General features: G+C 70.4%; 14 protein-coding genes. 10 read left to right on the top strand and 4 right to left on the bottom strand.

From position 1 onward, the window contains the following. The first annotated feature begins 410 nt into the window (after positions 1-410). From LI337_RS11845 to LI337_RS11830, 4 genes are all read left to right on the top strand, one after another. Positions 411-1619, top strand: coding sequence for an MFS transporter (locus LI337_RS11845; RefSeq protein WP_227230050.1), 1209 nt, complete (start codon positions 411-413; stop codon positions 1617-1619). A gap of 77 nt (positions 1620-1696) precedes the next feature. After that, positions 1697-1900 carry a hypothetical protein gene (locus LI337_RS11840; protein ID WP_227230049.1) on the top strand — a complete coding sequence of 68 codons (204 nt, stop codon included), beginning with the start codon at positions 1697-1699 and terminating at the stop codon, positions 1898-1900. A gap of 63 nt (positions 1901-1963) precedes the next feature. After that, positions 1964-3136: an ABC transporter ATP-binding protein gene (locus LI337_RS11835; protein WP_227230048.1), complete on the top strand. Its 1173-nt coding sequence runs from the start codon at positions 1964-1966 to the stop codon at positions 3134-3136. After that, positions 3133-3936 carry an ABC transporter permease gene (locus LI337_RS11830; RefSeq protein WP_227230047.1) on the top strand — a complete coding sequence of 268 codons (804 nt, stop codon included), beginning with the start codon at positions 3133-3135 and terminating at the stop codon, positions 3934-3936. The genes LI337_RS11835 and LI337_RS11830 overlap by 4 nt, the downstream gene beginning before the upstream one ends. 162 nt (positions 3937-4098) lie before the next feature. Here LI337_RS11830 and LI337_RS11825 read toward each other — a convergent pair whose 3' ends face one another. Beyond that, positions 4099-4527 (bottom strand): RDD family protein, encoded by a 429-nt coding sequence (locus tag LI337_RS11825; RefSeq protein ID WP_227230046.1) that lies wholly within the window; start codon positions 4525-4527, stop codon positions 4099-4101. A gap of 83 nt (positions 4528-4610) precedes the next feature. On the opposite strand from LI337_RS11825, the gene LI337_RS11820 reads away from it, so the two are divergent. The 3 genes from LI337_RS11820 (at position 4611) to LI337_RS11810 (ending at position 8010) form a co-directional block, all read left to right on the top strand. Continuing rightward, a complete protein-coding gene (locus tag LI337_RS11820; protein WP_227230045.1) occupies positions 4611-5315 on the top strand; it encodes an endonuclease III domain-containing protein in 705 nt (234 codons plus the stop codon). Between the two features lie 98 nt (positions 5316-5413). Then, positions 5414-5932 (top strand): metal-dependent hydrolase, encoded by a 519-nt coding sequence (locus tag LI337_RS11815; protein WP_227230044.1) that lies wholly within the window; start codon positions 5414-5416, stop codon positions 5930-5932. A gap of 455 nt (positions 5933-6387) precedes the next feature. After that, positions 6388-8010 carry a BGTF surface domain-containing protein gene (locus LI337_RS11810; RefSeq protein ID WP_227230043.1) on the top strand — a complete coding sequence of 541 codons (1623 nt, stop codon included), beginning with the start codon at positions 6388-6390 and terminating at the stop codon, positions 8008-8010. A 23-nt stretch (positions 8011-8033) separates the two neighbouring features. Here the strand turns inward: LI337_RS11810 and LI337_RS11805 are convergent, their stop codons facing one another. Then, entirely contained in the window at positions 8034-8639 is a 606-nt protein-coding gene (locus LI337_RS11805) for an ArsR/SmtB family transcription factor (RefSeq protein WP_227230042.1), read from the bottom strand. A 66-nt stretch (positions 8640-8705) separates the two neighbouring features. Further along, positions 8706-10016 (bottom strand): S8 family serine peptidase, encoded by a 1311-nt coding sequence (locus tag LI337_RS11800; RefSeq protein ID WP_227230041.1) that lies wholly within the window; start codon positions 10014-10016, stop codon positions 8706-8708. Positions 10017-10130: 114 nt separating this feature from the next. On the opposite strand from LI337_RS11800, the gene LI337_RS11795 reads away from it, so the two are divergent. Then, a complete protein-coding gene (locus tag LI337_RS11795; protein ID WP_227230040.1) occupies positions 10131-10658 on the top strand; it encodes a DUF4112 domain-containing protein in 528 nt (175 codons plus the stop codon). A gap of 57 nt (positions 10659-10715) precedes the next feature. Here the strand turns inward: LI337_RS11795 and LI337_RS11790 are convergent, their stop codons facing one another. After that, positions 10716-16541, bottom strand: coding sequence for a S8 family serine peptidase (locus LI337_RS11790; protein ID WP_227230039.1), 5826 nt, complete (start codon positions 16539-16541; stop codon positions 10716-10718). A gap of 144 nt (positions 16542-16685) precedes the next feature. Between LI337_RS11790 and LI337_RS11785 the strand changes: the two genes are divergently transcribed. Together LI337_RS11785 and LI337_RS11780 are read left to right on the top strand one after the other, a co-directional pair. Next, positions 16686-17966 (top strand): tRNA pseudouridine(54/55) synthase Pus10, encoded by a 1281-nt coding sequence (locus tag LI337_RS11785; protein WP_227230038.1) that lies wholly within the window; start codon positions 16686-16688, stop codon positions 17964-17966. Between the two features lie 1072 nt (positions 17967-19038). Further along, entirely contained in the window at positions 19039-19620 is a 582-nt protein-coding gene (locus LI337_RS11780; RefSeq protein WP_227230037.1) for a DUF2150 family protein, read from the top strand. Positions 19621-19729 lie beyond the last annotated feature (109 nt).

Genomic DNA, 19729 nt, shown 5'->3' with positions numbered 1-19729 from the left:
GGTGGGTTACGGCTGGTTACAGGTTGAGAAATATACGAACGTATCGTTTTATATTTTTACATCGGAAGCGATACGACCCACCCCTGCGGTCGGCGCGCGCGACTTCGACGCGTGCGAGGGAGGCGAGGGTGGGCGGTGCGGAGAACCCTCGCCGAGGCTGGGGAGGGTGAGGTGCGGTGCTGTCGCGGTGGCGGTTCCTCGCGCTAGCAATCGTCGCGTTGCTGGTGCGGTTGCGGTCTGCTGTGCTGGTGCGGTCGCGGTCTGCTGTACTGACGTTGTCGCGGTCTGCGATACGAACACCGAGCCGGTAGTCGTCACACTCACATCCAACTACCCGGCCACGATCACCAACCGATTCCCACCAGCGACACGCCGCCTTTATCACCACCGTCTCCAGACACACCACTCAGATGCTCGGAGGGCGGTCACGTCGAGCGACCGACTTCGTCGGCTACGAGCCGATGGTCGTCACCGGCGGAATCTGGCTGATCGCCAAACTGCTCCGGTACGCGTTCCCCGCGCTGTTCCCGACCTTCCAGACGCAACTCGGCGTCCCGAACACGCTGCTCGGGGTCGCCTACGCCGTGATGATGCTCCTCTACTCGCTGATGCAGTTCCCCAGCGGCGCGCTCGCCGACCGACTCGACGACGTGCGGGTCGTCGCGGTCGGGGCACTGCTCGCCGTGGCGGGTGCGGCCGTCTTCCTCCTGCCGGCCTCGGTCCCCCTACTCCTCGTCGGGATGGTCCTCGTCGGCCTCGGCACCGGCGTCCACAAGACCGTCTCGGTGCGCCTGCTCACCCGCCTCTACCCCGACCGGACCGGCAGAGCGCTGGGCGTCTTCGACACCTTCGGCACGGTCGGCGGCGTGGTCGCCCCGGCGGCGGTCGTCGCGGCGCTCTCGCTCGGCGACTGGCGAACCGTCTTCGTCGCCTGCGGCGTGATCGGTCTTGGTCTCGTGCTCGCACTCCGGACGCGCGTCCCGCGCCGCGCCGGGCGGGACGAGCGCCTCCGGGACGCGGTCGGCGAACTGTCGATCCGGTCGTATCTCGGGCCGTTCCGCGAGAGGCGGTTTCAGCTGTTCGTCCTCGTGACGCTCACCTTCGCGTTCGCCTACAACGGCGTGGTCGCCTTCCTCCCGCTGTACCTCGTCGAGGCCGGGAACCTCACCGAGACGACCGGCTCACTGCTCTACAGCGTCCTCTTCGCGGCGAGCGTCGTGCAGGTCGTCAGCGGCGGCCTGTCGGATCGGTTCGGGCGACTCACGCTCTCGGTCGGGGTGCTCTCGCTGGCGGCGGTCGCGCTCGTCGGACTGGTCGCGCTGACCGGCGCGGGCGTCCTCGCGCTCGGTGCCGCAGTCGTCGTCTTCGGCCTCGGGAGTCACGGCTTCCGACCGATCCGGGGTGCGTACCTCTCGGCGGAGTTCCCGGAGGACGTGGCCGGCGGCGGCCTCGGCCTCGTCCGGACGCTGCTGATGGGCGTCGGTGCGGTCGCGCCCGCCGTGGTCGGGTTCGTCGCCGACACGCTCGGCTTCCGGGCCGGCTTCACCCTCCTCGCCGTCTCGATGGCGCTCTCTGCGCTCTTCGCCGGGGCGACCGTGGCGGTCGCGGGTAGAGGCTGATTCGCGGCGGGGACGGCAGGGATCGGCGACACTGCGTTGCACGGAAAGATTATGGTACCGAATCACACAGTTCCGGCATGGCCTACACTTCGAATCCGAAGGCGGACACGGCGGTTCGCGGGTTGACACTCGTCTTCGCCGCGCTGGTCGCGATCTGGCTGTTTCTCGGGCTGATGGTCGTGACCGGCGAGATCGGACTGACGGACCTGACCGACTTCGCCGCGCTCTCGGTCGTCCTGCTCGGCGGTCTCGCCGTCGCCGCGCGCCGACTGCGTGGTTGAGCGACCGACTGCCACGGGCCGGCCGACACCGCGCTTATCCCGGTCGGTCCCGTATCCCGGTCGATGACAGCGCGAGACGGACGAGTGCCGGGAGGTCCCCCGGCGTCGTCCGACGACCCTGACCCCGCCACCGACGGCTCGACAGCCACCACCGACCCGGCGGTCAGCGTCGCCGGCGTGACGAAGCGGTTCGGTGCCGGCGACGAGGCGGTGACGGCGGTCGACGACGTGTCGTTCACCATCGAGTCGGGGTCGGTCGTCGGGCTGCTGGGACCGAACGGGGCCGGCAAGACGACGCTCATCAAGTCGATCCTCGGGATGGTCGTCCCCGACGAGGGGGAGGTCCACGTCCACGGCATCGACGTGCGCCGCCACCCCCGACGGGCCTACGCCCACGTCGACGCGATGCTGGAGGGTGCGCGCAACGACTACTGGCGGCTCACGGTGCGTGAGAATCTCCGGTACTTCGCCACCATCGGCGGCGTCGACCCGGACAGCGCGGAGCCGTACCACGACCGCCTGCTGGACCGACTGGACCTGCTCGACAAGGCCGACACCCCGGTCAGGAAGCTCTCTCGCGGGATGAAACAGAAGGTGTCGCTCGCCAGTGCCCTCGCGGGGAACGCCTCCGTGCTCTTTCTCGACGAACCGACGCTCGGCCTCGACGTGGAGAGTTCCCGCACCCTCCAGCGGGAACTCCGCCGACTCGCCGAGGAGGAGGGGCTGACGGTCGTCCTCTCCAGTCACGACATGGACGTGATCGAGACGGTCTGTGACCGCGTGATCATCCTCTCCGGCGGTCGGATCGTCGCCGACGATAGCGTGGAGGCACTGCTTTCCGGCGGGAGCGCCCACGGACTGGCGATCACCAGCCAGGACCTCGACACCGACCTGCTGGCGGCGCTCCGGGACGAGTTCACGGTCACCGACGCCGAGGTGTTCGACGACGACTCCGGCGGCCGAATCGCCGTGGCGGTCGACAGCGAGGGCGTCTACGACCTCTTCGGCCGGCTTCGGTCGGCGGGGGTCCGTCTGGACCGCATCCGGTCGGTCGAGGTCGACCTGGAGGACGTGTTCGTCGATCTGACCGGCATCGACGCGGGCGAACCGGCTCCTGAGTCACTCGGCGACGACGACCCCGGCGGGCACGGGGGCGACGACAGCGACCGGAAGCGAGCGCGAGGCGAGGAACAGCCGACTCCGGTCCATCGGCCCGACGGAGGGTCGGAGTCGTGAGCCACGAGGACCTGCCGCCGCTCCGACCGGCGAGTTACGTCGATCTCGCGCGGGCAGTCCTCTACCGCGAGTTCGTGCTGTTCGTCCGCTACCCGGCGAACGCTATCGGCGGCATCGTGATCTCGCTGTTCTTCTTCGGCCTGCTCTTTTACGGCGGGCGGATGATCGCCGGCCAGGCCCTGTCGGACTCGCTGGCGGGGATCATCGTCGGCTACTTCCTGTGGACGCTGTCGGTCGGTGCGTACTCCTCCATCTCGAACGACATCGGGAGCGAGGTGCAGTGGGGGACGCTGGAGCGCCACGTGACGAGTCCCTTCGGCTTCGCGCCGGTCGCCCTGCTGAAGGGTGTCGCCAAGATCGTCCGCACGTTCCTCACGAGCGTCGTCATCCTCGCGGCCATGCTCCTGCTCAGCGGGACCACGCTCCAGTTGAACGTCGTGACGGTCGTCGTGATCGCGGGGCTGTCGATCACCTCGGTCCTCGGACTGGGGTTCGCCGCGGGCGGCGTCACCGTCCTCTACAAGCAGGTGGGCAACTGGCTGAATCTCTTGCAGTTCGGGTTCGTCGTGTTGATCTCCGCGCCGGCACTGGACGTTGGCTGGGCGCGACTGCTCCCTCTCGCGCACGGGAGCGGGATGCTCCAGCGTGCGATGGTCGGCGGGACGCGACTGTGGGAGTTCTCCGTCGGCGATCTGGCGCTCCTGTTCGGCGTCGCGGTCGGCTACCTGCTGGCGGGCTATCTGGTCTTCCAGTACGCGACCCGGCGTGCGCGGAAACTCGGCGTGTTGGGAGACTACTGACACGGCCACACGCCGCGGGAGGGAGAGTACTGCCACGGCCACACGCCGTGGCAGGGAGACTACTGACGCGGCCCCACGCCGCGGGAGGGAGAGTACTGCCACGGCCTCACGCCGTGGCAGGGAGGCTACTGACGCGGCCCCACGCCGTGGCAGGGCGCGTCGTCAGCTCCGGCCGCGGACGACCAGACTGTCCCCGGCCACGTCACCGAGTCGCCGGCCGTCACCACGCACGAGGATCACGCCCACCGCGACGCTCCAGTAGCCGAGACCGTCCACCAGTCGGAGCGCGTTCCGGAGGAGCGACCCGCGGAACCGGAGCGCGCTCCCGTCGCCGGAGACGACCCGAAGCCCGAACAGTCGCTTGCCCGGTGTCTGCCCCCAGCGCCACTCCAGCAGGAGGTGGTAGCCGAACGCGATGCCCATCAGCAGGACGAACACGAGCGAGCGCGTCCGGCCGGGCGAGACGACCTCCGCGAGTGGCGTGCCGAGTGCCACGACCGGGACGACACCGAGGAGGAGGACGAGGGCCTGATCCACGAGAAACGCGGGTGTCCGGACCGGCAGCGGGGCGGGCGTCACTTCGTCTGGCACGTCTGCGTCTGGTGGCCTGTGGCTCAAAAGCGTTCCCCGGTCCCAGTCGTCGGCTTCATGCGACTCCAGTCCCTGCATCGGGTATGTCGCAGGACGGAGCCGAGTGGACGGCAACGCGCGTTCGGACACTGCACGACGACCTCGTCGACCTCTACGGGCCGGTCGAGACGACCGAGGCCCACGGCGCGGACCCGGACCGCGACCCCGCCGAGGGCGTCCGGCAACTGCTGACGACCATCCTCTCACAGAACGTCGCCGACCAGAACACCGCCCGCGCCTCGGAGAACCTCTTCGACACCTACGCGGACTTCGCGGCCATCGAGGCCGCCGAGGTGGCGGAACTCGCGGAGGTCATCCGCGTCGCGGGCCTGCCGGAGACGAAGGCGACCCGCATCCAGCGCGCACTGTCTGCGATCCGCGAGGAGACCGGCGGGGCCTACTCGCTGGCGTTTCTGGACGCCATGCCGACCGCCGAGGCGAAGGCGTGGCTCACCGATATCAAGGGCATCGGCCCGAAGACGGCCAGCGTCGTCCTCAACTTCCACTTCGGCAAGCCGACGATGGCGGTCGACACCCACGTCGAGCGCGTCTCGAAGCGGTTCGGCCTGGTGCCCGAGTCGGCGTCGAACGCCCGCGCCCACGACGTGCTGGACTCGGTCGTCCCGGACGAGTTGACGTACCCCCTGCACGTCCTGCTGATCGAACACGGCCGGACGCACTGCTCGGCCCGGAACCCGGACTGTGACAACCCGGTCTGTGCCGCGTACTGCGACTGCGAGGGGTGTTGAACGGCGGTCGAACGCGGACCGGCGTGCGGTGGGAGCCGCGAGGACGGAGCGCGTCGAGAGCCGAAACCGAGTAGCGCTTGGGGGCCGTCCGTGCTCCCGTGCTGTTTCCGACGCATCTGCTGGCGGGCTACGTCCTCGGACACGTCCTGTTCGGCGAGAGCCGACTCGCGGACTGGCGGCACCGCCCGGCGTGGCTCGGCGTACTCGGCGCGGCCCTGCCGGACCTGCTCGACAAGCCACTGGCGATGGTCGGCGTGACCGAGTCGTTCCACTCGGTCGGACACTCGCCGGTCGGACTCGTGGCGGTCGGGTTGCTCGCACTCGCGTGGGTCGCTGTCGGGGCGGGGCAGTCGCGGTCCGGGCAATCGCGGCCGTGGCTCGTCGTCTGGGTCGCGTGGGCGTCGCACCTGGCACTCGACGCGCTCCACATGGTGGTGAACGGGCGACCGGGAGACGTGGCCTTCCTGGCCTGGCCGGTCGTCGAACACACGCCGCAGGTGACGCTCCCGCCGGGGCAGTTCGCGCAGTTCTACGTCGGCACGCCCGCGTTTCTGCTGGAAGTGGGGTGCTGGCTCTGTGTCGGGGTCGTCGTCGTTCGGTCGGAGCTCACCGCGTGATCGGGCACAGAGCGGAGAGAGGAGCGCCGAGACGCCGGGATCGGAGAAGCCGAAACGGTTGTCGCGGGCTACAAAGCTTATACCGGACGCCCCAGTAATTAGATACGTCCGCCGGAGGGGCACGTCGGGTAGGGGTACTCACTGCCACTCCGGACAACAGTATCCACACGGCCAGTGACGACGCCGTGTTGGGCCGTCCGTGGGGTCGACTCCGCTCGCGCGACTGTACTCGTGACCCGGTCTGCGCGACGGCGACCCCGGAACGGTTCAACCGAATTTTGAGCCTCCAGTGGCACTAATGGGGCGTCCCGTGTAGTCGAGACTGGCATGAGACGCAACTGCCCTCCACGCCGGTCACCTCCGACCGGCACGCACCGACGTATCGGCCTCCGGCCGCCGGGGACGACGCCGCCGGCGTCGTCGCCGCGACCACCCGCACCGCCGGAGGTGGCCCGATGAGTCGACTCCCCGTCCTCGTCTGTGTCCTTCTCGTCGCCGGACCCCTGGTCGGCGGCGCGACGGCGGCAGATCCGGCGAGTCCTCCCGCAGACACCACGTTCGTCCACGAGGGCGAGTCGATCACGGTCAACGCCACGGCCGGCGCGGTCGTCGCCGGCACGACCGACCTGCCGCCGGGGACCGAGGTGAGCGTCCGCCTCCAGTCGAGCGGCAGCGCCTCGCCGTTCCTGCTGGCCGACTCGACGACCGTCGACCGCGACGGCCGGTTCCGCTCCGTCGTTGACCTCTCGGCGGTCTCGCCGGGCAGCGAGTTCGAGGCGGTCGTCCACTACAACGGGACGACCGTCGCCGAGACGACCGGGACCGTCGTCGCCTGTGACGGCTGTCGCGCCGCCGCGGAGACCACGCGCGTCACGTCGACCGACCCGGCACCCGCCGGTCCCGGCGTCGCCATCGAGGGGCGGGCCGCCGTCGCCCCCGGCACCGACCTGACGGTCCGCGTCCGCTCGACCGGCGGGACGGCCCTGCTCGTCTCCGAGACGGCAACGGTCGGCCGTGACGGGCGGTTCCGGGCGGTCGTCGACCTGTCCGACGCCGACCCGAACTCGACGCTCTCGGTCGCGGTGCGGCGGGACGGCGGCGTCCTGACCGAGACGACCCGTACCGTCGCCGCCTGCGAGGACTGCCGCCAGACGGCGACGGCCGACGAGACCGGCGTGCCGGACACGGTCGAGTTGCTCGCCGGGACGGAACCCGGTCTCCCGGTGACGCTGGCCGACGCGAGCGAGGCACGGATCGTGATCGGTGACGCGTCGGTCAACTACCGAGTCAACGGGACCGTGACCGACGAGAACGGCGACGGCCGCGTCAGGGTCGCGGTGAACCGGACCGCCGCCGGCACGCCCGACGAGGGCGTCCCCACTCTGAGCGCGCGGGGAGACAGCGACACCGTGACCGTCACCGACGAGACGGCACTCCCCGCCGGGCAGGACGGACTCGACGCCGGGGCGTACCCGGTTCGGCTGTTCGTCGACGGCGCGGTCGTCGACACCGGGACGCTCGTCCTGCCGGCCACGGACGCCGACCGGCGCACCGAGACGACTCCCGTCGCCGAGTTCGGCCTCGACGGGAACGTGTTGACGACCCGTCGCGGCCAGGTCTTCGGGGTGGCGATGACGCTCGGCGACGCCGACGCCGCGACACTGCGGTTCGGCGGCCCCTCGGAGAACTACACCGCGGTCGTCACCGCCCGCGACGCGAACGACGACGGCCGGGTCCGCCTCCTGTTCGACACGACCGCGGTCGCCGAGGGTGACGCCTGGCGGGCCGCCGGCGACGACGAGGCGACGGTCCGGCGGACGAACGCCTCGGCGGTCGACTCGTCACGACGCGGCCTGCCGGCGGGCGACTACTCGCTCGCGCTCCACCGTGGGGCCACGGTCACCGACGGCCCGGCGGACATCGGCACACTCGTCGTCCAGCCCTCCCCCGCGAGCGAGACGACGAACGACCCCGCGACCGACGAGTCGCTCCCGGTCACGGCGCTCGCCGCCCTCGGCGGCGGCGGACTGCTCGCGCTCCTCGCGCTGGTCGCCATCGTCGGCGGCGTCCGGGACTGAAGCGGCGCGCGGGGCCGACCCCCCTACGCCCGAAACCGGACGGCGACGGCCGCGAGCACGAGACAGGCGACGAAGAAGACGAGCCCCGGTTCGAGGACGCCGAAGACGAGCCACGACAGCGTCCCGACCGGTTCGCCCGTGACCGGACCGAGGCCGGCCGGTTCGGCGGCCGCCCCCGTCCCGCCGCGAGCGAGTCGTTCAGCGCCCCACTGGACGAGGAGGCTGGCGGCCGCCAGCCCCCCGAGACCGGTGACGACGTCCCGGAGCGACCGGTCGATGGACGACGCGCGGTCCTCCTCGCCCACGAGGACGAGTGGGTCGCTCGCGGGACCGTACACCGTCATCTCCTGGCCCTTCTCGGAGTAGACCGTGTCGACGGTCGTGACGAGACCGGCCTCGTCGAGGTTCGAGAGGTGGTAGTGGACGTTCTGGATCGAGAGGTCGTGCCGGGCGGCGAGTTCGGAGGGGGTCGCCGGGGCGTCGAACAGCGACCGGTAGACCCGCCGACTCGTGTCCGACGAGAGCGTCCCGAGGACCTCGGCGGCGTCGTCGTCCGACAGCGTGAGCACGCGGCGGCGCGTCTCCCGCCCGTCGGTTCGGTTCTGGAGGCGTTCGATGTAGGACGACATGCGCTTGTGGGGTGTTCGCCCGGCGGGTCCAAAGGGGTACCTGTCGGTTCAGTCGATTTTTGAGCCTCACGTCGCGTTCCGTGCCGCCCGGACCGCCGCGACCGGTCGGACGCGACCGTGACCGCCGGTCGGGTCGACGCCCGGCGGGCCGGTGTCGGTGGTCGTGACCGCGAGACTCCGGCGGACCTCGGCGGCCGACCGCGCCGGCGCGGCGTCGACGACGAGTGCCGCGACGCCCGCGACGTAGGCCGCACTCGCGGAGGTACCGTCGAACGCCGCGTCCCGGCCGGCGACCGCGTAGCCGTCCGGGGCGACGAGGTCGACGCCGGAGCGACCGTCCGCGACCGGGCCGGCCGCGCTGAAGGGGTCGACGTAGCCGCCTTCCCGGTCGTACGACCCGACCGCGAGGACCGGGCGCGCGCTAGCGGGGGCGACCAGACTGTCGGCACGGGTGCCGATCGAGAGCCGGTGGGTCGGACTGGTCACCGCGACCCGGGCCCCGGCGGCGTCGGGCGGGCCGCGCAGGACGACGTAGTAGGTCGTGTTCGCCTCCAGCGTCGCCACGAGGCGTTCGTTCGGCGCGGAGTCGGCCGGGTAGGGCTGTGACCGGGCCAGCAGGCGGCGCTCGCCACCCTCGACGGCGTACAGCGCGAGCGTGAAGTCGCGCCGCTCGCTCGTCGCGTCCCACGACAGCCACAGGCGGATCCGCTCGTCGGTGCGCTCGCCGGGGAGGAGGTAGTTGCGTGTCCCGCGCTCGAAGAGGTGCGTCCCGGCGTCGACGGGGTCGAACCGACCCTCCCAGTGGTTCTGTCCGACGTTGCCGGTCGGCGCGACGACGATCACGCCCTGGCGGGCCGCCCGCTGTACCGCGCGGGCGACCGCGCTGGTCCCGTCGCCGGGCGCGCCGGGGAACGACACCGGAGCGACGACGACGTCCACGTCACGGCCGAGGAGCCACGCGACGCCCTGCTGGAAGCCGTCGTCGGTGTCGAACGACGCGAGGTAGAGATCCGCCGCAGGCGCGGTCCGGGCGACGACGCTCGCCACGGCGGTCCCGTGGTCGGTCCGGCCGCCGTTCGCGATCGTCTCGCCGTCCGCGAACGCCCGCGTCCCGGCGACGCGCCCCGCCAGCGCCGGATGGCCGGTGTCGAAGCCGGTGACGTCGAGGACGCCGACGGTGACGTTTTCGCCGGTGTAGCCCGCGCCGTGGAGGCGGGCGACGGCGTCGGTCGGCGCAGGTGCGTCGGCGGCGGTGTCGCCTCCCGCGTCGGGGACGACCGGCACGGGCGCGTCGGTCGTCGCCGCGAGGCCGATCGTCGCCGTCAGAACCGCGACACAGCAGGCGAGTACCACGAACCGTCGGTCGAGAGAGGGCATGGCGGGACCGTCGTGTGACCTCTCCCGGGCGTCGACAGAAAACTTTGTGTTGTCGTCCACGGCGGCCGCGTCGACGCACGAACGGCTAACCGTCTCCGGAGCGACGGGACAGCCGTGCCCAGTCAGCGCCCCCCGACGACCGCCGTGGCGCAGTCCGACGAGCCGACCACGCTCGTCTCCCAGGAGGCCCGCATCGCGCACCTCCGGGAGCTGAGCCGACTGTTCGACAGCTCCATCCGCGTGCCGGGGACCGACTACCGGATCGGGCTCGATCCGATCCTCGGCCTGCTCCCCGTCCTCGGTGACGTCCCCGGTGCGACGGTCTCGGCGTACATCGTCGCCGAGGCGGCCGCGATGGGCGTCCCGCGCGAGACGCTGGCCCGGATGGGTGTGAACCTCGTGCTGGACGCCACGCTCGGGTCGCTCCCGGTCGTCGGCGACCTGTTCGACGCGGTCTGGAAGGCCAACGAGCGCAACGTCCGCCTGCTCACCGACCGCGTCGACGACCCGGACGCCGGCACCGCCGACCGGCGGTTCCTGCTGGCCGTCACCGCCGGTCTGCTCGTCTGTCTGCTGGCGGTCGGTGCCGCGACGACGCTCGTCGCGCTGTGGCTCCTCGCGCAGGCCGGTATCACGCTGTAACACTGGATCCTCGCCGCGAGTCGAGGTCTCGCCGCTGTGCTCGCCCCCGGCGACGCCTCAGTCCCGTCGACGCACCGACCGGGCGAGCAGTGTCACCGCCAGGAGCGCGACCAGCGAGACCGCCGGACCGAAGCCCGGACCGGTCGTCTCGGTCGACTCCGGCGTCGGGGAGTCGGCGCTCGCGGTCGTCCCCTGTGACGACTCGGTCGCGGTCGGCGTCGGCGTCGCGGTCGCGGTCTGCGTACCGGTGTCCTGCGACTGGACGCCGATGGCGAACACCGAGAAGCCCGGCGTCACGCCGACGAAGGTCGTCCCGCTCGCGTGGCGGGTCTCGACCGCCTGCCACTCGCCGTCGTGGTAGCGGTACAACTGCACCTCTGCGGGGCCTGCGCCGAGGTCGTCCATCGCCGACCGGGCGACCTCGAACCGGAACTTCGCGTTGTCCACGTGCGCGTCGGTCAGGCCGCCGGTCTCGACGCGCAGGTAGCCGAGCGAGTCGTCCAACGCTGGCGCGCCCGTGTCGGCGGGCACCTCGTTGCTCGCGGTGAACTCGGCAGTGAACCGCCGGTCGTCCTCGGTCAGTTTGAACGCGAACTGTTCGACCGTCACGTCGTCGCTCGCCACGTTCGGCAGGAGGTTCCGGATGAGTCGGCCACCCTTCACCTTCTCGGCGGTGACCAGCGCACCCGCGTCGGTCTGCCGCACGTCGACGATACCGGCCGGCGGAATCGGGGTCCCTCCGCCACCACCGCCGCCCCCGCCCCCGCCGCCGCCGCCACCACCGGACTCGACTTCGACGCGGACGGAGTCGCGGACGACGCGGCCGGTCTCGAGTTCGGTCTCGCCCTCGATCAGGTAGCTCCCGGCACCGTTCAGCGTGACGTTCACCGCGCCGTCCGGCCCGGTCTCGTGGGTCGTCCCGTTCACCTCGACCGTGCCGGAAACGGGCGCGCCGTCACGGCTCCGGGTCAGCGTGGCTCGGATCGGGTCGCCGACGGTCGCCTCGGTCGGTGTCGCACGGACCGTCAACGGGCTGTCGGCCGTTCCGGGCACCACGACCGAGACGGTCCGGTCCTCGGTCACGGTCAGCGAGCGCGTCTCGCCCACCGGAGCGTAGTTCTCGTCGGCGGGAGAGACAGTGACCTCGCGGGGAACCTCGACCCCGAGCGTCCCGTCGTCGTCCGCGAGGAGTCGCCCCTGCTCGTCGGTCGTGTAGCCGACGCTCAGGTTCGCCCCGCCGTTGGTGTGGGTGACGACGACTCGCTCGTCGGGTGACGGGTCACCCCACGCGTCCACGACCGACACGTTCAGCACGTGGCCGCGCGGGAGCGTCGTCGTCCCCGTGTCCACGTCGTCGGTCGCGTCCACCAGTCCGGGCGTGTAGAAGTCGACCACGCCGTCACGCGGTGCGACCTCGGGACCGTCACCGTCGTCCACCTCCGGGAGGACGTACAGGCCGTACTCGCCCGGCGAGACGTTCGTCACCGCGAACCCGCCGTCGGCGGCGGTCCGGTCGAACTCGTAGTCGTCGCCCGACTCGTTCCAGACGGAGACGACGTCGTCGCTGGAGGCGCTTCCGTCGGGCGTCTCGATACGCCCGGTGATCGTGGTGTTCTCCGCCAGCACGACCTCGATTCGCTCGTCGCCGGCGTCCATCGTCAACGCTCGGCTGTAGCGCCGATTCACGTAGCCGTCGTCGTCCGGCGGGACCACCGTGATCGTCACGTCGCCGTGGAGTTCGACACCCGGCCGGACGGTCGCGTAGTTCTGGAACAGGCCGTCGGCGTCGGTGTCGTTGCGCCAGCTCGCGGTCGCGCTCCCGTCCGGCGCGTGGTGCTGGACGACGACGACGGCGCCCTCGACCGGTGCGCCGCTCTCGTTCACGACCGAGACGTTCAGCGTCCCGGCCTCGGGGAGCGTGACGGTCTCGCCGAGGTCGGTCGGGCCGTCGACCCGACGCTCGCCGAGCGAGTAGACGTCCGGCGTCCCGTCGCGGGCGAACCGCTTCTCCCAGAACCGGCCCGAGCGGTCCACGCTCCCGTCGGCGTCGCGCGGCGTCGTCGCCGGGTAGTTCGTCTGGAGGTAGGTCAACGCGACCGTCCCGTTGTCGGGCGTCGCCTCGAACCTGCCGGTCTCGTTCGTCACGACGGCGTCGAGTCGACTCCCGCGTCCGTCCTCGTAGTACAGGACGCTGTCGTTGGTCGAGACGGGACCGGTCGCGTTCTCGATCCGCCCCGAGAGGCTGGGTCGCGGCGGTGCCGTGTCGCCCGTGTACCGACCGACCGCGAGGCTGTCGTACGCGTGGTGGACGACGTAGTTCCCGTTGCCGTCACTCACGCGGACCGCGATGCTCACGCGCTCGGCCCGGAACTCCCGCAGGTCGAGCGTCGCGGTCTGGGTCGTCGGCCCGCCGACCTCGCCGACGGGCGCGGTCTGCCACGCGTCGGTCGGCGTGCCGTTCTCCCACGCCGCCGTCGCCACGTCGCCGGGCGCGTACCGCACCTGCACGTCCGCCACGCCGGCCGTCTTCTCGCCGGCGTCCGACAGCGTGAGGTTCAGCGCGACTCGTTCGGCCGGCACACCGCCGTTCAGGCCGAGGGCGGGCACGTCGAGTCGTTCGACACTCGGCGGCGTCCCGTCGGCGTCGGGGTAGTTCGTGCCTTCGAGGGTCGTCGTCGCGCGCGGGCCGGACCGGCGGAGCGACCCGTTCGTCCTGACCGAGACGCGGTAGGTGTCGCCGAGTCCCGCAGTGCGGTCCACGTCGAAGGAGAACCCGCCGAGCAGATCGCCGCGTTCGACGACCTCACCGTTCTTGCTGACACGGACACGGCCGTCGAGACCGCGGAGTTCCGTGCGGTGCGCGCCCTGCTCCGACAGCGCCTCGCCGACGACCGTCAGTCGCCCGTCGGTGTCGTCGAACGTCCAGTCGACGGTCGTGGTGAACGGTCGCTCGTTGACCGTCGTCTCCGCCGTGTTCGTCGGAACGACCCCGTCTCCGAAGAGCGAGTACGCCCACGAGTCGTCCGCGCCGGCGTCGACGTTCTCGACCTCGTGGTACTGCCCGTCGTCGTGGTTGGTTCGCAGTTCGAGTCGACGTGTGTCCCCGACGCTCGCGCCGAGCGATTCGACGGCCGCGTCGCTCGCCGCGAATCCGCCCGTCTCGAAGCGGTACTGGGCGGTCGGCCCGCCACGGTACAGCGTGTAGTTCAGCGTCGAGAGCGACGACTCCCCCGGCGCGAACGTCTCGGGCCCGTCCACGCCGTCGGTGTAGAAGCCGAGACTGTACGCCGAGCCGTCGCCGAGGTCGGTCTCCGTGTAGTCGTACCTGTCTTTCCCGACCGCGAGGACGCCCAGGGTCGCCCGCACGTTCGACCCGGCGCTGACGCGGATCGACGACGCACGCTGGCTCGGCTGTGTCCACGTGTAGCCCGGCGTCGAACCGTGCGAGATGCCGCCGAAGACACCGATCGTGTCGACCGTCTCGGGCGCGAGGTTCGAACCGTCGAACCCGTAGGTGACGGTTTCGTTCTCCGAGAGGGTCAGGGTCGTCGTGTCCGCGTCGACTGTCGCGGTTCGGGCCAGCAACACCGGCTGACCGGTCGTCTCGTCGGTTCCCCACGACGCGAGCGTGTAGGTGCCGATCGGTACGTCGAACGAGAGCGTGTCGGTCTGAGAGACCCACCCGCTTCTGCTGACGTCCGTGTCCTGTCCGATCACGCGGAGTTCGTCGGACCACACGTCGGAGGGCTCACCGCTGGCGGCGCGCTTCTCGACCGTCACGGTCTTGATCGCGGTCTGCCAGCCGAGACTGACGGTCCGACGCTCGGCCGGGTGGTTCCCGTCGTCGCCGAACTGTAGGCGGGCGGAGTAGGTGCCCGCGGTCGCACCGGCGTCCACCTCGACCCCGACCGTCTTCGACGCGCCGGCACCGAGCAGGATGCTGTCGCCGGAGACGTTCGTCGCCGCGCCTGCGGGTCGGGACTCGCCGGCCTCGTCCGTCACGACCAGTTCGACCGGCAGGAGTACGGTGTCGTCGCCGGTGTTGGTGATCGTCACGGTCGCGGTCTCGTTCTCGCCGACGACCGCTCCCACGTCGATCGTCCCGTCGCTCAGTCGGAGGTCGGACTCGAGTGCGCGGGTCGCGTTCAGGCGACCACTGCCGGTCTGGTAGACCGTGTAGCCGGACAGGCGGTCGGTGCTGGTGACGAGTCGGGCCTTCGTCTCGGCGGGCGAGAGATCCGTCTTCGCGTCGCCGTCGTCGTCCTCCTGCTCTTCGAGCAGGGCGGCCACGCCGCTGACGCCCGGTGCGGACATGCTCGTCCCGGACTTCGAGACGTAGGGCGTCTCGGTGTCCACGCAGTCGTCCCCGCGCTCCGGCGAGCAGGTGCTGTTGATCCCCTCGCCCGGCGCGACGAGATCGGGTTTCACGCGCTCGGCGTACGGCGTCGGTCCGCGCGAGGAGAAGGCGGTCAGTCGGTCGGCGTCGTCTGTCGCGCCGACCGTGATCGCCGACTCGGCGATGCCCGGCGTGCCGATCGTCTCAGACCCGTAGGAGCCGTCGTTGCCCGCCGAGACGACGACGGTCACGCCGTCGTCGGTCGCGTTCTCGACCGCCCGCGTCAGGGGGTCGGAGGGTGCCCACGCGTCCGCACCGAGACTCATCGAGACGACGTCGGCGTTTTCCGCGACCGCCCACTCGACACCGGCGATCACGTCGGAGACGGACCCGCCGTCGGTACCGAGGACGCGCGCGTTGAGGAGGCTCGCGTCCGGCGCGTAGCCGACGTAGTCGCCGTCGCTGGCGGTCCCGTCACCGGCCACGATGCCCGCGACGTGGGTTCCGTGGCCGACCGGGTCGTTCTGCAGGCCCTCGCCGGTGAAGTCCCGCTCGGCGACGACCGCGTCGTCGAGGTCGGGGTGGGTGTCGTCGATGCCGGTGTCCAGCACCGCGACCCGGACGCCCTCGCCGCTCACGTCGAACTGCCGGCGGGCGCGGTAGGTGCCGGTGACGTTCACCGCGTTGTCGAGGTGTGGCTGGACCTGCTGGTCGAGGTAGACGCGACCGACCGCGTCGGTCGACCCGAGGGACTCGGCGGGCGAGACGGTCGTGGTCGCCGCGCCTGCATCGGTCGTGCCGACCGCCCGTCTGTCGGTCGTGACGGTCGTGGGCTGTCCCGACGCGGACGTGTCGATCCGCCCCGCGACTGCGCCGATGCTCGGCAACGAGCGGCCGACGCTGACGCCCTCGACGCCGCTCGTCGCGGTGCGGACACCTGCGGTCGCGGTGGTCGAGTCGGCACCGACGCGGCCGTCGCCGCCGGCACCGGTCACGATGACCGGAATCGAGTCGGTCTCGGCGTCCGTGAGGTTCTGGGCGACCAGCAGGTCGACGTTGAACAGTGCACGGTCGAACGCCGACAGGTCGGTCTCCGTCGGGAAGACGTAGGTCCCACGGTCGGTGTGAACGGTCTCGGTGTCGGCGGTCCCGTGGACGCGATACGTGCTCTCGTTCGGTCGGGGGACGACGGTCACCGTCGTTCCGGTGACGAGCGTGACGTTCACCGGGGCGGAGACGTAGTCGCTCGCGTCGAGTGTGTGCGGGTCGGGACCGGGTGCGGGTGCGATGGCCGACTGGTTCGGGTCGGGGGTGACGGTCCCCGGCGGGAGACCGGCGTCGTTGCCGGCCGCGCCGACGCCAGCGTCGTTGCCGGCGGTCGGTGCCGGATCGAGTACCGAGGGCGTCCCGGTGGCCGGCGTCGCCGCCGGTGCGACGACACCCGCGACCGGTGCCGTGACGAGCCAGAGCGTCACGCAGAGAACGAGTAGCGGCGAGAGTGGCTGTCCCGCGTCGGTTCGGTCGGGCGTCGCAGAAGGTTGTCGCATACGGAGTGCTGTTGTTGCGATATTCTCACGATCACTTCAAGTTTTGTTACCACTTACGAACGCTGAAAACGCCTCGGTCGCGGCACGCACCGGGCCGACGGCGGAAGAGCAAGACAGTTACCGCGCCGCCCTGGAGAGTCGGGTATGACCATCCTCGACGACGCGCGGGCCGTCATCGCCGACGGGCCGGTGTGTGACGCCTGCGTGGGCCGGGTGTTCGCGGATCGGAGTTTCGGACTGACGAACGCGGAGCGCGGTCGCTCGCTCCGGGTCGCGGTCGCACTCGACGACGACGACCCCTTCGAGTCGGTCGACGTCGCCGACTGCTGGGTGTGTGAGGGCTACTGCGACACGTTCGACGAGTGGGCCGAACGCTGTGTCGAGTCGGTCGGCGACGCCGAGTTCGAGACGTACCAGGTCGGGACGCGCACCCCGCCGCTGATCGAGGAGAACGAGGTCCTCCTGCGGGAGGGCGCGGGCCTCCCGGAGGACGCCGGGGAACTGTTCAAGTCGGAGTTCAACCGCGAGGTCGGCAAGCGGGTCGGGCGACTCTCGGACACCGAAGTCGAGTTCGGTCGCCCCGACGTGCAGTTTCTGCTCGATTTAGCCGAGGACGAGGTGGAGACGGTGATCAACTCGGCGTTCGTCTACGGGCGCTACCGCAAACTGGAGCGGGACATCCCGCAGACGACGTGGCCCTGCTCGGACTGTGACGGCAGTGGCCGGGACGGCCGGAGCACCTGTGAGACCTGCGGCGGGTCGGGCCTACTGTACGACGAGAGCGTCGAGCAACTGACCGCGCCGCTCGTGGAAGACGTGATGGACGGCGTGGCGGCGACGTTCCACGGCGCGGGCCGGGAGGACGTCGACGCGCTGATGCTCGGGACGGGTCGTCCGTTCGTGATCGAAGTGGAGGAACCCCGCAGGCGGACGGTGGACGTGGAACGACTGGAGTCGGACATCAACGCCTTCGCCGACGGGAAAGTCGAGGTCGAGGGACTCCGCCTGGCGACCTACGACATGGTGGAGCGCGTGAAAGAACTCGACGCCAGCAAGACCTACCGGGCGGAGGTGGCCTTCGGCGAGCGCGTGATTGCCGAACAGTTGGCCGACGCGGTCGCGGCGCTGGACGGCGCGACGGTCGAGCAGTACACGCCCCAGCGCGTGGACCACCGCCGGGCGAACCTGACCCGGACGCGGATCGTGCATTCGATCTCGGCGGAACTGACCGACGACCACCACGCGACCGTCGAGGTCCACGGCGAGGGTGGGCTCTACATCAAGGAACTGATCTCGGGTGACGACGGGCGAACCGAGCCGAGTCTCGCCGGGGTACTCGGTGTCGCGGCCGAGGTGACGGCACTGGACGTACTGGCCGTGGAGGGCGAGGACGAACCGTTCGAGGACGAGGCGTACTTCCGGTGAGACGCGGGCGACTGTGATTCTGTGGGTGCTGGGTAGGACTCGGTGAGCTACGGTTTTGATGTGAATTCGGTCGGATACGGTTGGAGTGTGAAATCGGTCACGTCGGCTACGGCACCTCAGTCGAATCGGTCGTGAGCAACGAGGGGTGAAAGCCCCCGACCGCTCGACCGGCCGCGACTCGCTGTGCTCCTCAGTCAGGAGAGCCGGCAAGCCCGCTCTCCTTCTCTCCGGTGCTTACGTCGTCGGGGCAGGATCGAGTTCTGGAGAGCGAAGCTCTCCAACGTCTCGTTCGGTTCCCTCACGAGACCGACCGGCCCCATTCAGTCCCACCCGAGCTTTGCGAAAGACCACGTCGTCACTGGTGGTTATCCGGACAGTCGTCTGTCGGTCTGGAACCCGGCAGTCGCAGTAGCCCCCGAGCCTCCCCGACTGCTGACGACGCGACCTGCGAGCAGGTCCTCGCTGTCGCTCGGACACTGTTCGGTGTCGGTCGCCAGCAGATCGCGTCCGGGTCGGGTTCCGGCCTGTCGTCCGACTGGTCGGGTGACGAGTGTGGCGTGCGATCCACCTCAGATTCGGCGCGCGCGAGGAACGTGCGCGAGGGAGGGTCGCGCGGTACGGAGCGACCCGAGGCTGGGGAGGACGAGGTGCGGTTGCTGTCTGCGGTTGCTGTCTGCGGTTGCTGCCTGCGGTTGCTGTCTGCGGTTGCTGTCTGCGGTGCGGTGCCGGGCGGTGCTGTCGCGGTCGAATAGTCCGGTTGTCCCGGATCGAGTAGCGGTGGTGGTGCGGTCTCCAATGCTGTCGCGGTCTGCGGTGCAGTACTCGCCACTGTCACAGTAGTCGTCGCGGTCTGCGGTCCGGCAGTCGTCACTGTCACGATACCCACCGCAGTCTGCGGAGCGACAGTCCCCCCACGAGTCTCGCTCCGAGTCCCGATTCCGGACGCGAACCACCAGCGCAAGCGCCGAGCGACCGGGGCTCACACGTTGTGAGTGGTTCTCACCCACGTTCACACGCACCGATCGGGCCCCGATAGGAAAGGACTTTCACTGACCACGCGTTCGGGTGTGGTATGGCCGAGCCCGAAGAGACGTTCTACACCGAAGAACGCTGGCAGAACTGGCTCACGCGGGTCGAAGACGAAGACCTCGACCCCGAGAACGAAGACTCCGCGCGGCTCCTCCTGAACCTCCAGGACGACGCCGCCATCGCGGTCGCGAAGATCCTGACCGCCTACGACGACGGCGACTTAGAGCAGGAGACCGCCCTCGACGAACTGGCGGAGATTCGCGAGATCGTGCTCTCGGAAGTCGAGTTCGACGACGAGGAGAAACTCATGTTGATCGACGGCGTCCAGACGAGTCTCGTCTGTGTGTTCTACGCCGCCGAGGAGTACGTCCACGCAGGTCCGAGCGAGGAGGGGAGCGTGGTCGACTACGTCCACGCGGCCGCCGACGCCGAGGCGGCAGACGACGTGGACGCCGCGCTGGGCTACCTCGTGCAGGCCGGCACCCGCATCATCGACGGCGAGGAACTCGACATGGCGGTCGCCGAGGAGATCGAGTACGGACTCGTCTCCGAGTGGCTCAACGGACTCGACAGCCTCCAGAGCGCACTCTCCGACCCCGAGGTCGTCGAGGAAGACGACGGCTAAGAACTGTCAGCCGACTCGGCCCGCCGTGCGCGCCAGCGGTCTCACGCGTGTTCGCACACGTTCTTGCCGGTTGATACGAACTATCGTGTGCGTGAGGCAGTCTTTTTGT

The sequence above is a fragment of the Salinirubrum litoreum genome, assembly GCF_020567425.1.
GTDB lineage: Archaea > Halobacteriota > Halobacteria > Halobacteriales > Haloferacaceae > Salinirubrum > Salinirubrum litoreum.
The sequence above is the reverse complement of the archived record's forward strand: the minus strand, read 5'-3'. Positions and strand labels throughout refer to the sequence as shown.

Bases quoted from the DNA above. Each gene is read 5' to 3' on its own strand.
- LI337_RS11845 (WP_227230050.1), top strand. From the start codon at position 411: ATGCTCGGAGGGCGGTCACGTCGAGCGACCGACTTCGTCGGCTACGAG.
- LI337_RS11840 (WP_227230049.1), top strand. From the start codon at position 1,697: ATGGCCTACACTTCGAATCCGAAGGCGGACACGGCGGTTCGCGGGTTG.
- LI337_RS11835 (WP_227230048.1), top strand. From the start codon at position 1,964: ATGACAGCGCGAGACGGACGAGTGCCGGGAGGTCCCCCGGCGTCGTCC.
- LI337_RS11820 (WP_227230045.1), top strand. From the start codon at position 4,611: ATGTCGCAGGACGGAGCCGAGTGGACGGCAACGCGCGTTCGGACACTG.
- LI337_RS11810 (WP_227230043.1), top strand. From the start codon at position 6,388: ATGAGTCGACTCCCCGTCCTCGTCTGTGTCCTTCTCGTCGCCGGACCC.
- LI337_RS11805 (WP_227230042.1), bottom strand. From the start codon at position 8,639: ATGTCGTCCTACATCGAACGCCTCCAGAACCGAACCGACGGGCGGGAG.
- LI337_RS11800 (WP_227230041.1), bottom strand. From the start codon at position 10,016: ATGCCCTCTCTCGACCGACGGTTCGTGGTACTCGCCTGCTGTGTCGCG.
- LI337_RS11790 (WP_227230039.1), bottom strand. From the start codon at position 16,541: ATGCGACAACCTTCTGCGACGCCCGACCGAACCGACGCGGGACAGCCA.
- LI337_RS11785 (WP_227230038.1), top strand. From the start codon at position 16,686: ATGACCATCCTCGACGACGCGCGGGCCGTCATCGCCGACGGGCCGGTG.
- LI337_RS11780 (WP_227230037.1), top strand. From the start codon at position 19,039: ATGGCCGAGCCCGAAGAGACGTTCTACACCGAAGAACGCTGGCAGAAC.